Origin of the sequence: Methyloceanibacter sp. (assembly GCF_051306395.1) — a bacterium.
In the GTDB taxonomy this organism is placed as follows: domain Bacteria; phylum Pseudomonadota; class Alphaproteobacteria; order Rhizobiales; family Methyloligellaceae; genus Methyloceanibacter.
This window is the reverse complement of the sequence record NZ_JBPPND010000257.1, coordinates 1-12548: the sequence shown is the minus strand read 5'-3', so window position 1 is coordinate 12548 and position 12548 is coordinate 1. Positions and strand designations below refer to the sequence as shown.

Here is a 12548-nt window from a genome sequence, read left to right as displayed (position 1 = left end):
AGCAATCGCCGCCCAAATCAGCTGCCTTGGCTGGCGTGCTCACGGCGTAAACCCCAAGCGTCAGACCAAATGCAGCTGCGATGGCGATGCGGCTGGATGTTCTTGTCAGTCCCCCAAACATATCCATCTCCCGTTCCCCCTTGTTATTGCTCCGCCTTGTGCGCGGCTGAAAAGCCAAGCTGTCCGGCGGAAAGCTCAACTGGTTATACGGGCTGAGGCGGCAAGGTTAAATCGCGAACCGCCCTCTGCGTGTCGATTTTGAAGCTCTTGTGACATTTTCGCCCCTCTCCTTGCCGGGCGGTGCGGCGATCCCGGCGGGGCAGCCATTTAGCGAAGCCTTAACCTTAATGCCCTGAGAATCAAAGGCTTGGGGCTCTGCACGGGCCTCGCGTCCAGGGGAAGGGGGACCACATGACGACAAAACGGAAAGCCAAGGCCGCCAAGGCGCCGGACGGCCCTTTGCCAAGTCTCCCGCAGCTTTGTACCGAAGCCGCCGATCACGTGGCGCGCGCCCGAATCGCCCTTTACGACGAGACCCTCGACGCCGATCAGGCGCTGATCCATCTGGATGAGGCGATTGCCTGCCTCAAGCGCCTCTGGGCCCATGGCCGCGCGCGGCAAGCCGCGCCCGGGCCCAGCCTGCGCTCGGCTTAAGCCTCTTCGAGCCAGAAGGCCGGCTCGGCCTGAGACAGCCGGCCCCCGAGCCTGATCGGCGCGATGGCGCGCGCCAGGCCCGTCGCATCGTCCACCTCGATGCCGACGCCGCAGACCGTGGCCGCGCCCTTGGAGGGTGCGAAGCGCCGCGAGGCGATCTTGGTCAGGAAGCGGCTGATCGGCTCCTCCTTATCCATGCCGAGCACGGAATCGAAATCGCCGCACATGCCGGCGTCGCTGATATAGGCGGTGCCGCCGTTCAGGACCTGCTCGTCGGCGGTGGGGACATGCGTATGAGTACCGATCACCGCGGTGGCGCGGCCATCGACGAAATGGGCCATGGCCTGTTTCTCGGACGTGGCCTCCGCGTGGAAGTCGATGAGGATCGCGTCGGCGCCCAATTTCAAGCCGCAGGCCGCGAGTTCGTCCTCCACGGCGCGGAATGGATCGTCGAGATCGCTCATGAACACCCGACCCAGGGCGTTGACCACAAGAACGTCCGCGCCGTTCGCCGCCTTGAACAGCCCAGCCCCCTTCCCCGGCGTGCCGGCCGGAAAATTGACGGGGCGCAACAGGCGGTCGTAGCGCTCGATGAAGACGAGCGCCTCGCGCTGATCCCAAATGTGGTTGCCGGTTGTCACCACGTCGGCGCCCGCGTCCAGCAGCTCTGTGAGAATTACCTCGGAGATGCCAAAGCCGCCTGCCGAATTCTCGCCGTTCACCACAACGAAGTCGGCCGCATAGCGCTCACGCAATTTCGGCAAGGTCTCGAGCAGCGCCGCGCGCCCGGACCGGCCCACCACGTCACCTAGGAACAGAAGACGCATGGGGTGCCGCAGGGCTTTCGTGAGTGGATCATCCGGGGGTCAATACAGAATAGCGGCGCCTGCCGCCAGCCTGAGGGGGCTGGCGCAAGCGTAGCGGGATTGGCGGGGCCGCGGTGGCCGTCGGAGCGAAGATCCCGGGTATCCCTACTTTAGTAGGTGGGCGCCGAGTAGCAGAGACCACAGTCCCCGCCAGGGTCAGCTCCCTTAGGATCTTATAGGGCCCTGGGAAAAAGCTCCTAACGCACCCCGCAGCCCGCCAACAGCAGACTATAGCGAAAGAAATGTGTTCAAACGACTAGCGGCGCTCCGCCGCACCGCCCGCCCCGGCGAACCGCGCATTGATCAGTTCGAGGCGCTCCGCCGCTTCGCCGATCTTCTCCGTGAGGTCCGCTTCGATGCTCTTGGCGTTCTCGTCGGACGCGGACTTGTCGCGGCGGGCGCCGGCCAGCGCCGTCTTGAGGTCGTCGATCTCGCGCCGCAGCTCCCACAACTCGTCCGCCACGACCAGAGACGCCATGAGGATCAGGCGATCGTCGCCCACTTGGCCGAACTTCCGCCGCATCTCATCGACATGAGTGCCGAGATAGTCGGCGAGCGCGGTGAGGTGAGCCTCCTCGCCTTCGCTGCATTCCAGACGATAATTTCGCCCGTTCAGCGTGACACTCACCTGCCCCATGAACGCCCCCAGCTTGGCAGAGTTAACCCGGCATGGCCGGCATCATATCCTTGAGAGTTCCCATCACAACCTCAAGCCGGCCGGAAACTTCGTCGTTGGCGGCTTTGAGGCGCCGGATGCGGAGCCGCTCGGCTTCGAGATCGTCCAACAACTGGTCCCGCTCCTCGATCAGAAATCGAATTTGCTCTTTGAGAACCGGGACGGAAGCTTCCCCATCGTCATCGGTGAGGACCTGCTTCAGATGACCCTCAAGCTCATCAAACGCGGCATCAAACCGCTGAAGAGCATCTGTCTGGTTCATCGCGCTCGCCCTCCCCGCTCGACGCCATCGACACATCGTCAAGGTGCCTAGCGATGTGTGGATCGGCAGCCTGGCGACAATGTGGTGACACTATGTTCAATCTTCAACGACCCGCCGACAACCCTCTTCTCACTGTGCACTGCGCAAATTTGACAGCGGCGCGAGGCGTGTGATTTGAGACGGACGCGCAAACGCCGTGGGAACCCCCTGATCATGGCCGACGCCAAGACTCAATGCCGGCTCTACCTGCAGGTTCCGGCACCACTGACTGCGAAGCTCGACGCACAACTCACCCAAGCCTTGGCGCAGGTCGCTCCGGCTTGCGTGTTGCTGTGCGACAACGGTCAGGCATCGGAAAAGGTTCCCGCCGACCGCATGATCGATCTCGTGCAAGGGGCCGGCGTGGCCTGCCTGATCGAGAACGACCTCGTCGGCGCCGAGGATCTCGGCGCCGACGGCGTGCATATTCCCGCCGATCCCGATCTCTATGCCCGTGCCCGTACGCTTCTTGGAGAAAGCGCGAATATCGGCGTGGGTTGCGGACTCGACCGGCACGGCGCGATGGCGCTCGCCGAGGCGGGCGCCGACTATGTCGCTTTCGGCGTGGAGGGTGGCACTATCGATCATTTCGATCAGTATACGGATTTGGTGGCCTGGTGGTCGGAGATTTTTGTAGTGCCTTGCGTGGCCTGGAACGTCGAGAACGTGGCTCATGCTGAGCAGCTTGCGGCACTCGGTGCGGATTTCATTGCCCCGCCGCCCACCATCTGGCAGAGCGATTCCGCGCTCGCCATGATTACCGGCATCGATAAGGCTATTCGCGGCGCGAGGAGAGCCGCGTGAGACGCATCCTCGCCGCCTGCCTTCTCTCTGTGAGCGCCTGCCTTTTGGCAGCGGGTCAGGCCCACGCCAAAGAAAGCGAATCCTATGCCGCTTACGCCGAAGGCAAATATCTGACGGCGCTCGAGCTTGCGGAGAAGGAGGCCGAGGCAGGGTCCAAGGAGGCCTTTACGCTTATCGGCGAGATCTATTCGAGCGGGCTGGGCGTGGCCCAGGATTACGCCAAGGCGGCCGATGCCTACGCCAAAGCCGCCGACCTCGGGGATTCCAACGCGCAGTTCTCGCTTGGCCTTTTGGTCGCCGAAGGCCAGGGCGTGCGCAAGGACCTCCGCATCGCCGGCGACTTGTTCGAGCATGCCGCCAAGGCGGGCAACCCGGCGGCGCAATATAATCTCGCCCTTCTCTATCTGAATGGGCGCGGCCGGCTCGCCGACGAGGCCAAAGCCGCCGAATGGATGGAGAAGGCCGCCGCTCTCGGCAACCCGCAAGCCCAGTACGATCTCGGCGCCTTCTACCAGTTCGGCCGGGGCGTCCCGATCGACAAGGAAAAAGCCGCCGAATGGACCGGCAAGGCGGCCGACGGCGGCCTCTCGGCGGCCCAGGTCGAATACGCCACCATGCTGTTCAGGGGCCAAGGCGTGGAGAAGGATGAGAAGCGCGCGGCGCAGCTCTTCCGGCTCGCGGCCGAGAAGGGCAACCCCGTGGCCCAGAACCGCCTGGCCCGGCTCTACGCCAACGGCGTCGTCTTCGAGCCCGATACGGTCAGGGCGGCCAAATGGCATTTGCTGGCTCGGCAAGCCGGCGTCAGCGATTTCTCCCTCGACATCATGCTGGCCAAGCTCGGCAAGGAAGAGCGTGTGGAGGCCGAGCGCCTGGTGGATGCCTGGGAGTCGGGGCGCCTGACCGATTAGCGGTTCACGCTGAGCACCCGCCGCCGCCCGCCCTTGACAGTGGCGGGGCCCCACGTCTTAAAGGCGCCACTTCTCCACGCATCCCAAAAGGGACTCCATGAAAATCAACGGCAACGAGATCAGGCCCGGCAACGTGATCACCCACAAGAACGGCCTGTGGCTCGCCGTGAAAACCCAGGCCGTAAAACCCGGCAAGGGCCCGGCCTACGCACAGGTCGAGCTCAAAAACCTGATCGACGGCACGAAGCTGAACGAGCGCTTCCGCGCCTCGGAGACCGTGGAGCGCGTGCGGTTGGAGCAGAAGGACCACCAATATCTTTATGCGGAAGGCGACATGCTCACCTTCATGGACACCGATACCTACGACCAGATTCAGATCCCGCGCGAGCTTCTGGAGGACCGCGCCGCTTTTCTGCAAGACGGCATGAAGGTAACGGTCGAGAGCCACGAAGGCCGGGCAATCGGCGTAGCGCTTCCCGACCAGGTGACCCTCGCTGTCGTCGAGGCCGATCCCGTTGTGAAGGGACAGACCGCCGCCTCGTCTTACAAGCCTGCTATGTTGGAGAACGGCGTTCGCGTCATGGTGCCGCCTTTCGTCGAGGCGGGCGAGCGCGTGGTCGTCGACACCAACGAGATCACCTACGTCAAGCGCGCCGAGTAGCGTCACGACGGCAACCCCCGCCGGGGCGAGAACACACAGCAATGCCCGCATCCGCGTTGATGAACGTCATGGTTGGAGCCGCCCGCAAGGCCGGCCGCAGCCTGGCGCGCGATTTCGGCGAGGTGGAGCAGCTTCAGGTCTCGCTGAAAGGCCCGGCCAACTTCGTCAGCGCCGCCGATCACCGCGCCGAGGACATTATCTTCACCGAGCTCTCCCGCGCGCGGCCGGGCTATGGGCTCCTCATGGAGGAGCGCGGCGAGGTCAAAGGGGCCGACACGACGCACCGCTGGATCGTCGACCCGCTCGACGGCACCACGAATTTCCTCCACGGCATTCCCATCTTCTCCGTCTCCATCGCCCTGGAGCGCGACGGCGAGCTGGTCGCCGGGCTGGTCTACAATCCCGCCACCGACGAGACCTTCACCGCGGAGAAGGGCAAAGGCGCTTATATCAACGACCGCCGCCGTTTGCGCGTGGCCGCGCGATCCGAGCTTGCGGCCTCGGTGATCGGCACGGGCATTCCACATGCGGGGCGGCCGAATCACGAGCTGTTCCTGAAGGAACTGCGCGCGGTGATGTCGGCAAGCGCGGGTGTGCGGCGCATGGGCTCCGCAGCGCTGGACCTGGCCTGGACCGCCGCGGGACGTCTCGACGGGTTTTGGGAGCACGGCTTACGGGCCTGGGACATCGCCGCCGGAATCGTCATCCTGCGGGAGGCGGGCGCCTATGTGAGCGACATCGCCGACAAGGACGAAATGCTGGAGACGGGCAGCATCGTGGCCGGCAATGAGACGATCCACGCCAAGCTGTTGAAACTGCTGAAAGCCGCTGGCAAAAACGTCCCTATTGCCGACACTGTAACAAAAACGGCGGCCGCCAAATAAGGCAAAGCCCGGCGCTGACATGCCGCCTACACAATTCCGGCAAACCTACCGCGGGCAATTATGAAGTTGTCCGCCCTGAGGTTGCCGTTTTGCGCGTCAAACTATTCGGTTAATCTCTGGCGCGAGGTCACATCACCCAGCAACGGCGGAACATGGCACCCAAGCAGTACAAGACGAAGCTCACGCGCCCCCAGGTCTTTCTTTGGCGCATGTCACTCTTTCTCATTCTCGCCGTTCTGCTTGCCATCATCCTCGACGGTCAGACCGGGCAGCTGAGACGAAGCTTCATGGCCAATCCCGGCCTGAACGGTCTGATTATCGCCGTGCTCCTGGTCGGCATTGTCTATGCCTTCCGCCAGGTCTTGCGGCTGTTTCCCGAGATCAACTGGGTCAATGATTTCCGCATCTCCGATCCGGGCATCGCCGTGGAGAAACAGCCGGTGCTACTGCTGCCCATGGCCACCATGCTGCGCGACCGCACCGGGCATTTGTCGCTCGCCACCGGCTCGGCGCGGACGCTGCTCGATTCCGTCGCGTCGCGCCTCGACGAGCAGCGGGAGACTACGCGCTATCTCGTCGGACTCCTTGTGTTTCTCGGCCTGCTCGGAACCTTTTGGGGCCTGCTTCACACCGTGAGCTCGGTCGGCAATACCATTGGCGCCCTCGACACGAGCGGCGGCGAGAATGTGATGCTGTTCGACCAGCTGAAGGAAGGCCTGGCCGGGCCGCTCGCCGGCATGGGCATCGCGTTTTCGTCCTCCCTGTTCGGCCTCGCCGGCTCCTTGATCCTCGGCTTCCTCGACCTGCAAGCGGGCCACGCTCAGAGCCGCTTCTATAACGAGCTCGAGGACTGGCTCGCCAACATCACCGAGTTGCAATCGGCCGACGCGGGCGACAGCGTGCCGCCCCAATTGCGCTTCGCACTCATGGACATGCAGCGCTCCCTGTCGGACCTCAGCGAGAAGGTCGAGGTCGGCATGCTCAACGACAATACGGGCGACGCTGTGAAGGATCTCGCGCAAGGGGTCGACAAGCTCATCCGGCAGATGCGCGCCGAGCAGAAGGTCGTGCGCGAATGGGCCGACGAGCAGGCGCAGCAGCAGCATGAGCTCGCCGCCGTGCTCCGCCAGATTAGCGGCAAGAAGCCTGCGCCGGCGGGAGAAGGAAGCTAAGCCATGGCGCTCGCCCGTGCCCGCCGCCGTCAATACTCCGCCAATTACTGGCCGGGCTTCGTGGACATGCTGTCCACGCTGCTGCTCGTGGTGATCTTCCTCATGGCCATGTTCATGGTCACCAACTACATCATCACCCAGGCCGCGAGCGGCAAGGACACCATGCTGTCCCGCCTGAACCGCCAGCTCTCCGAGCTGACCGAGTTGCTGGCGCTCGAGCGCTCCAAAAAAGAAGGCACCGAAGACAATATGGCCGCGTTGCAAGCGACGCTGCTGGATACGCAGGCCGAGAACAAGCGTCTCACCGGGCTTCTCGGCATGGCCAGCGGCGAAACCGAGGGCGCCGAAGACCGCGCCGCGGCGCTCGGCACCAAGCTCGACGAGCAGCGCAAGATCACCAACGACGCCTTGGCCAAGGTCGAGCTGCTCAATCAGCAGCTTGCGGCCTTGCGGCTTCAGCTCGCCGCACTCAACGAAGCGCTGGAAGCCTCCGAAGCCAAGGATAAGGAAGCCCAAGCCAAGATCGCCGATCTCGGCCAGCGGCTGAACGTGGCGCTCGCCAAGAAGGTTCGGGAGCTCAACGAAATCCGCTCAGACTTCTTTGGCAAATTGCGCCAGGCCCTAGGGAGCCGCCAGGACTTCAAGATCGTCGGCGACCGCTTCGTGTTTCCTTCCGACGTGCTGTTCGACCCGGGCTCCGCGGAGCTCAAGCCGAGCGCTTATGGCGAGCTCGACAAGCTCGTGAGCGCGCTGAAGGACATCCAAGGCGATATTCCACCCGACATCGCCTGGGTCATGCGCGTGGACGGCCACACCGATATCAATCCCATCGCCACGCCCGAGTTCCCCTCCAACTGGGAGCTGTCGAGCGCACGCGCCATCTCCGTGGTGCGCTACCTCATGAACGCGGGAATTTCGCCCAAGCATCTCGTGGCGGCGGGCTTCGGCGAGTTCCAGCCCATCGACGCGGGCGAAAGCCCTGCGGCGCTCGCCCGCAACCGCCGCATCGAGCTCAAGCTGACCGAACGGTAGGACTACTCCGCGGCGTCGGGCGCGAATTGCAGCTCGGCGAGCCGCGCATAGACGCCGCCATGGCGGATCAGGGTCTGATGCGTCCCCTCTTCCACCAGACGCCCGCGATCGAGCACGAGGATGCGGTCGGCGCCCACGACAGTGGACAGCCGGTGGGCGATGACGAGCGTCGTGCGCCCTTCCATCACCTTGTCGAGCGCTTTTTGCACCAAGGTCTCGCTAGTGGCATCGAGCGCGCTGGTCGCCTCGTCGAGCAGCAGGATCGGCGCGCTGCGCAACACCGCGCGCGCTATGGCGATGCGCTGGCGCTGACCGGCAGACAGCGTCACGCCGCCCTCGCCCAGCATGGTGTCGTAGCCTTTCGGCAGCTCCATGATGAAGTCATGCGCGTAGGCCGCTTTTGCCGCAGCCTCGATCTCGGCCCGGCTCGCCGCCTCCGCGCCGTAAGCGATATTGGCGGCGATAGTGTCGGCGAACAGCGCCGTCTCTTGCGGCACCACGGCGAAGCGCGAGCGCAACGCATTGAGATCCGCCTCGTTGACGGGAACGCCGTCCACGTCCACACGGCCCGAGGTCGAATCGTAGAAGCGTAGGAGCAGCGCGAAGATCGTGGTCTTGCCGGCGCCCGACGGGCCCACCAGCGCCACGCGTTCGCCCGGCTTGATATGGAAGCTCACATCGTCGAGCGAGCGTGTCTCGGGCCGCAGCGGATAGGTGAAGGAGACGTCCGAGAAGGCGATCTCGCCGCGCGGCGGCTCGGGCAGCGCCTTTGGATTCGCTGGGCTCTCGATCGCGGATTGCACTTGTAGCAGTTCGCCCAGCCGTTCCGCGGCGCCGGCGGCCTGCGCCACCTCGCCCCACACGTCGCTCAAGCTGCCGACCGCGGCGGCGGCGAACACCGCATAGAGCACGAACTGGCCGAGCGTGCCGCCGGTCATGGAGCCGGACAGCACGTCTTGCGCGCCGTACCACAACACGCTGACGACGGATGCGAAGACGAGGAAGATGGCGATAGCCGTGAGACCGGCCCGTGCCTTGGCGCGCGCGTTCGCCGCCTCGAAGGAACGGTCCACCGCTTCGCTGAATCGCTTCGAGGTCGCTTCCTCGTGCGTGAAGGCTTGCAGCACCCTCACCTGGCCGAGACTTTCGCTCGCATAGGCGGAGGCATGCGCGAGCGTATCTTGGGCGTGGCGCGATCGCGCCCGCACCGAGCGTCCATAGGCCGCGAGCGGCAGCACGATAATGGGAATGGCGATGAGCACGGCGAGCGACAGCTTGGTGCTCGTCACCACCATCATAATGACGGCGCCCGCCAGAAGCAGCGCGTTGCGGATCGCTTGCGAGATGGCGGTGCTCGCGGCGGCTTTCACTTGTGTCGTGTCGGCAGTGAGCCGCGACATCACCTCGCCCGAATGGGAGACCTCGTAAAAGGCGGGGCTCAGGCCGGTCAGATGCCTGAACACGTCGGCGCGGATATCGGCGACCACGCGCTCGCCGAGCCAGTTCACGCAGTAGAAACGCGCGGCGCTTGCAAGCGCCAACACGACGCCGACGAAAAGTAATGTGGCAAAATAGGTGTCGATCAGATCGGGTTCGATCCCCGAGAAGCCGAGATCTATCATGCGGCGCATGGCAAGCGGCACGGCAAGCGTTGCCGCGGCCGCCACCACCAGCGCCAGAAAGGCGATGGCCAGCATGGCCTTGTAGCGGAGCAGATAGAGTCTCAGCCGTAGGAGGGGACGCAGCGAAACGCGCTTCGCCTTTTCCTCCCCGGGTTGCTCTATCTCAGGCTCCTGCCGATCTTTGCCGTCGGACTTCGAGGATACGAGTTGCACAAGAAATGCCCAGCTAGACTTTAGAGTGTGCCGACTTTAAGGGCCTGAGCTTAAAGCGCCAAGACCTTGATGCCGCGCCTTTCCGGCGCAGTCTTGTGCCCGGCCACGAGTTCCAGTATAGGCTCCGCTCAAACAAACCATGCGATTTATCAAGGCGACCGCAATGAAGAAGGACATCCACCCGGATTACCACCAGATCAAGGTGGTGATGACCGACGGCACCGAGTTCCTCACCTATTCGACCTACGGGGCCGAGGGTGACACGCTGAAGCTCGACATCGATCCCATGACCCACCCGGCCTGGACCGGCGGCGGGCAGCATCTGATCGACCGCGGCGGCCGTCTGAGCCGCTTCAAGAAGAAATACGAAGGCTTCCTGAAATAGGCCGCTAAATTGGCCGGTTTACTCGGCGTCGGGGCCAAAAGCCTGGCGCAGCCGGGAAAGCTGCGAGCTGAGCGGATGGGTCTCGCCCGCCGCCGGCGGCTGGTTGAAATCGAGCATCTGATCGAGGCGCACGACCCGCGCCTGAAACTTGACGCTCTGCTCGATGAGGTCGCGCAGGCGCTCCGGCAGCGCCGAGAGATCGCGGGCCGGGTGATCGCCCGGCACTGGAAGCTTGATCTTCCGCTGCTCCTCGACGGCCTGCTCCGGCGTCAGCTCGCCCTCGCTCACCGCCCGGCGGATCAGCAGCCAGGACGCGAGCTGCATTAACCTTGTGGTGAGCCGCATGCTTTCCGTCGCATAGGCCAAAGAGTGCGGCGGACGCAGCCTGCGGGCCTCTTTGCGCCCATCGCCGTCGAGATAGGCGGCGGCCGCCTCGACCAGCGCCATGCCTTCGCGGAACACGGTCTTGAACTGGTCCGAACGCGCGAATTTCGCGCCGAATGAAACGGTTACGCCGTCGTCATAGTCGTCGTTTTTGGATTTCCCCGCCATCGCCCCACTCCGTCACCCCTGAGCCCGGCGGCATAGTATGCCATGGGAAAGTGTTGTCGTCGCCTTCCGGTAACCAAGGTTAAGGCCCAAGAATCAGGCAAAAAAAGAGCCGCCAAAGACTGGCGGCTCAGGAAGTTAACAGGGAGGCGTCAAACAGAGTGGAACAGGCCACTCAGATCCAGAGGACTGGATAACGAGAAGAGTACCTCCCAACTCCTAACAACGAGTTAAGACTAAGGCCCGATTTACCTAAAGGAACAGTGTCCGGAAAGTTATCAGCGCTTAAACGCGGCTTCGGCGGCGCTGAGCGATGATTGCTTATCGGAAAGCGCCTTTTCCACCCGCGCGACCTCGCCCTTGAGCGTGTCGATGAGCGCCTGAAGCTCGGCGACCGAAAGCTTGGAGAGGTCCTGGCCAAGCTCGTGGGTCTTTTTCTTGGGCGGCGGGGCGATGTCGTCGAGATCCATGGGCTCATCCTAGCATCGTGGCATTTCGGGCTTAATCCCTTTATCTGTCATGGCCCGGCTTGACCGGGCCATCCAGTAGCCTCCGCATTCAAATCACGAAGATCGTCGGTTACTGGGTGCCCGCTTTCGCGGGCATGACAACATAAAGAGGAACCGATGCTGCCAGAGACCATGACTGTGATCGAAGCGCGCGAGGCCGGCGGACCGGAGGTGCTGGTGGCCGGAATGCGGCCAGTGCCGAAGCCCGCCGCCGACGAGGTGCTGATCGCGGTCGAGGCCGCCGGCATCAACCGGCCGGACGTGCTCCAGCGCCAAGGGCTCTACCCGCCGCCGAAAGGGGCCTCCGATCTTCTCGGGCTGGAAGTGGCCGGCCCCGTCATCGCCGTGGGCGAGAACGTGACGCGGTTCAAGGAGGGCGATTTCGTCTGCGCGCTGGTGAACGGCGGCGGCTATGCGGAGTTCGCGGTTGCGCCGGAAGCGACCACGCTGCTCGCGCCCGACGGTCTCAACGCTGTCCAGGCGGCCGCGCTGCCCGAAACCGTCTTCACCGTGTGGCACAACGTGTTCGAGCGCGGCGGGCTCGAGCCGGGCGAATGGCTATTGGTGCATGGCGGGGCGAGCGGCATCGGCACCACCGCCATCCAGCTCGCCACCGCCTTGGGCTCGAAGGTGATCGTCACCGTGGGCGACGACGCCAAGGCCAAGGCCTGCGAGGCGCTCGGCGCGGTGCGCGCCATCAACTACCGCGAAGAGGATTTCGTCGAGGTGGTTCGAACGGTGACGGAGAAGCACGGGGCCGATGTCATTCTCGACATGGTGGGCGGCGATTATATCGAGCGCAATCTGAAGTCCGCCGCGCTGGAGGGCCATATCGTGCAGATCGCCTTCTTACAGGGCTCCAAGGTCGAGATCGATCTGATGCGGCTGATGATGCGCCGCCTCACCCTCACCGGCTCCACGCTGCGGGCGCAAGAGCCCGAGACCAAGGCGCGCATGGCGCAAGCCATCGAAGAGCGCATCTGGCCGCTGATCGCCGACGGCAAGTTCAAGCCGGTGATCGACTCTACTTTCAAGCTGGAAGAGGCGGCCGAAGCTCACAAGCGCATCGACGATTCCGCACACATCGGCAAGATCGTGCTGAAGATGACCTAGGCCGCAGGGCCGAATGAGCGCCGCTAGACCGTGTCCTCAGACGAGGCCATTCAGATGTCCGCTAAGTGTTGCCGATTCAACCGATCGCCGCAACACACTCGGAGAACTTCTCCGCTGGTGAGTGATACTGCAACGTCTTTCTTGGTCGCTCGTTAAGCTCGCGCGCCACGGCGTTCAGTTTGGCTTGGCTGTGCACGGA

General features: G+C 63.9%; 15 protein-coding genes, 1 other RNA gene and 1 pseudogene. 9 read left to right on the top strand and 8 right to left on the bottom strand.

Annotated features, from left to right (window positions below; all coding sequences use genetic code 11):
* The first annotated feature begins 411 nt into the window (after positions 1 to 411).
* Complete coding sequence (locus tag ACSLE4_RS13985; RefSeq protein ID WP_435905042.1) at positions 412 to 654, top strand: hypothetical protein; 243 nt, start codon at positions 412 to 414, stop codon at positions 652 to 654.
* Here ACSLE4_RS13985 and ACSLE4_RS13980 read toward each other — a convergent pair.
* From ACSLE4_RS13980 to ACSLE4_RS13965, 4 genes are all read right to left on the bottom strand, one after another.
* Positions 651 to 1481: a TIGR00282 family metallophosphoesterase gene (locus ACSLE4_RS13980; RefSeq protein ID WP_435905041.1), complete on the bottom strand. Its 831-nt coding sequence runs from the start codon at positions 1479 to 1481 to the stop codon at positions 651 to 653. The genes ACSLE4_RS13985 and ACSLE4_RS13980 overlap by 4 nt on opposite strands.
* Positions 1482 to 1582: 101 nt before the next feature.
* A non-coding RNA gene (gene ssrS / locus ACSLE4_RS13975) (6S RNA) lies at positions 1583 to 1739 on the bottom strand.
* A gap of 37 nt (positions 1740 to 1776) precedes the next feature.
* Entirely contained in the window at positions 1777 to 2157 is a 381-nt protein-coding gene (locus ACSLE4_RS13970) for a cell division protein ZapA (protein WP_435905040.1), read from the bottom strand.
* A 22-nt stretch (positions 2158 to 2179) separates the two neighbouring features.
* Positions 2180 to 2458 carry a DUF4164 family protein gene (locus tag ACSLE4_RS13965; RefSeq protein WP_435905039.1) on the bottom strand — a complete coding sequence of 93 codons (279 nt, stop codon included), beginning with the start codon at positions 2456 to 2458 and terminating at the stop codon, positions 2180 to 2182.
* 213 nt (positions 2459 to 2671) lie between these two features.
* Between ACSLE4_RS13965 and ACSLE4_RS13960 the strand changes: the two genes are divergently transcribed.
* From ACSLE4_RS13960 to ACSLE4_RS13935, 6 genes are all read left to right on the top strand, one after another.
* Positions 2672 to 3301, top strand: a complete 630-nt coding sequence (locus ACSLE4_RS13960) for a thiamine phosphate synthase (RefSeq protein ID WP_435905038.1) — start codon at positions 2672 to 2674, stop codon at positions 3299 to 3301.
* Positions 3298 to 4209, top strand: coding sequence for a tetratricopeptide repeat protein (locus ACSLE4_RS13955; RefSeq protein WP_435905037.1), 912 nt, complete (start codon positions 3298 to 3300; stop codon positions 4207 to 4209). Before ACSLE4_RS13960 ends, ACSLE4_RS13955 begins: the two co-directional genes overlap by 4 nt.
* Before the next feature lie 97 nt (positions 4210 to 4306).
* Positions 4307 to 4870 carry an elongation factor P gene (efp, locus tag ACSLE4_RS13950; protein ID WP_435905036.1) on the top strand — a complete coding sequence of 188 codons (564 nt, stop codon included), beginning with the start codon at positions 4307 to 4309 and terminating at the stop codon, positions 4868 to 4870.
* A gap of 41 nt (positions 4871 to 4911) precedes the next feature.
* On the top strand, positions 4912 to 5754 hold the full coding sequence (locus ACSLE4_RS13945; RefSeq protein ID WP_435905035.1) for an inositol monophosphatase family protein: 843 nt from the start codon (positions 4912 to 4914) through the stop codon (positions 5752 to 5754).
* A 152-nt stretch (positions 5755 to 5906) separates the two neighbouring features.
* The gene (locus tag ACSLE4_RS13940; protein ID WP_435905034.1) at positions 5907 to 6926 is read left to right on the top strand and encodes a flagellar motor protein MotA; all 1020 of its coding nucleotides are present in this window, start codon (positions 5907 to 5909) and stop codon (positions 6924 to 6926) included.
* A 3-nt stretch (positions 6927 to 6929) separates the two neighbouring features.
* Positions 6930 to 7958, top strand: coding sequence for a peptidoglycan -binding protein (locus tag ACSLE4_RS13935; RefSeq protein WP_435905033.1), 1029 nt, complete (start codon positions 6930 to 6932; stop codon positions 7956 to 7958).
* 2 nt (positions 7959 to 7960) lie between these two features.
* Here ACSLE4_RS13935 and ACSLE4_RS13930 read toward each other — a convergent pair whose 3' ends face one another.
* Positions 7961 to 9742, bottom strand: a complete 1782-nt coding sequence (locus ACSLE4_RS13930; RefSeq protein WP_435905043.1) for an ABC transporter transmembrane domain-containing protein — start codon at positions 9740 to 9742, stop codon at positions 7961 to 7963.
* Between the two features lie 214 nt (positions 9743 to 9956).
* On the opposite strand from ACSLE4_RS13930, the gene rpmE reads away from it, so the two are divergent.
* Entirely contained in the window at positions 9957 to 10178 is a 222-nt protein-coding gene (gene rpmE, locus ACSLE4_RS13925) for a 50S ribosomal protein L31 (protein WP_069623289.1), read from the top strand.
* 18 nt (positions 10179 to 10196) lie between these two features.
* Here the strand turns inward: rpmE and rcdA are convergent, their stop codons facing one another.
* Together rcdA and ACSLE4_RS13915 are read right to left on the bottom strand one after the other, a co-directional pair.
* Positions 10197 to 10730 carry a protease adaptor protein RcdA gene (gene rcdA, locus ACSLE4_RS13920; protein WP_435905032.1) on the bottom strand — a complete coding sequence of 178 codons (534 nt, stop codon included), beginning with the start codon at positions 10728 to 10730 and terminating at the stop codon, positions 10197 to 10199.
* Positions 10731 to 11005: 275 nt separating this feature from the next.
* Positions 11006 to 11197 carry a DUF1192 domain-containing protein gene (locus tag ACSLE4_RS13915; protein WP_435905031.1) on the bottom strand — a complete coding sequence of 64 codons (192 nt, stop codon included), beginning with the start codon at positions 11195 to 11197 and terminating at the stop codon, positions 11006 to 11008.
* Positions 11198 to 11353: 156 nt separating this feature from the next.
* On the opposite strand from ACSLE4_RS13915, the gene ACSLE4_RS13910 reads away from it, so the two are divergent.
* The gene (locus tag ACSLE4_RS13910; RefSeq protein WP_435905030.1) at positions 11354 to 12349 is read left to right on the top strand and encodes an NAD(P)H-quinone oxidoreductase; all 996 of its coding nucleotides are present in this window, start codon (positions 11354 to 11356) and stop codon (positions 12347 to 12349) included.
* A gap of 76 nt (positions 12350 to 12425) precedes the next feature.
* Here the strand turns inward: ACSLE4_RS13910 and ACSLE4_RS13905 are convergent.
* Positions 12426 to 12548: pseudogene (locus tag ACSLE4_RS13905) on the bottom strand (IS30 family transposase); the annotation flags it as partial.

Bases quoted from the DNA above. Each gene is read 5' to 3' on its own strand.
- rpmE (WP_069623289.1), top strand. From the start codon at position 9,957: ATGAAGAAGGACATCCACCCGGATTACCACCAGATCAAGGTGGTGATG.
- ACSLE4_RS13965 (WP_435905039.1), bottom strand. From the start codon at position 2,458: ATGAACCAGACAGATGCTCTTCAGCGGTTTGATGCCGCGTTTGATGAG.
- rcdA (WP_435905032.1), bottom strand. From the start codon at position 10,730: ATGGCGGGGAAATCCAAAAACGACGACTATGACGACGGCGTAACCGTT.
- ACSLE4_RS13945 (WP_435905035.1), top strand. From the start codon at position 4,912: ATGCCCGCATCCGCGTTGATGAACGTCATGGTTGGAGCCGCCCGCAAG.
- ACSLE4_RS13910 (WP_435905030.1), top strand. From the start codon at position 11,354: ATGCTGCCAGAGACCATGACTGTGATCGAAGCGCGCGAGGCCGGCGGA.
- ACSLE4_RS13935 (WP_435905033.1), top strand. From the start codon at position 6,930: ATGGCGCTCGCCCGTGCCCGCCGCCGTCAATACTCCGCCAATTACTGG.
- ACSLE4_RS13915 (WP_435905031.1), bottom strand. From the start codon at position 11,197: ATGGATCTCGACGACATCGCCCCGCCGCCCAAGAAAAAGACCCACGAG.
- ACSLE4_RS13985 (WP_435905042.1), top strand. From the start codon at position 412: ATGACGACAAAACGGAAAGCCAAGGCCGCCAAGGCGCCGGACGGCCCT.
- ACSLE4_RS13960 (WP_435905038.1), top strand. From the start codon at position 2,672: ATGGCCGACGCCAAGACTCAATGCCGGCTCTACCTGCAGGTTCCGGCA.
- ACSLE4_RS13980 (WP_435905041.1), bottom strand. From the start codon at position 1,481: ATGCGTCTTCTGTTCCTAGGTGACGTGGTGGGCCGGTCCGGGCGCGCG.
- ACSLE4_RS13970 (WP_435905040.1), bottom strand. From the start codon at position 2,157: ATGGGGCAGGTGAGTGTCACGCTGAACGGGCGAAATTATCGTCTGGAA.
- ACSLE4_RS13940 (WP_435905034.1), top strand. From the start codon at position 5,907: ATGGCACCCAAGCAGTACAAGACGAAGCTCACGCGCCCCCAGGTCTTT.
- efp (WP_435905036.1), top strand. From the start codon at position 4,307: ATGAAAATCAACGGCAACGAGATCAGGCCCGGCAACGTGATCACCCAC.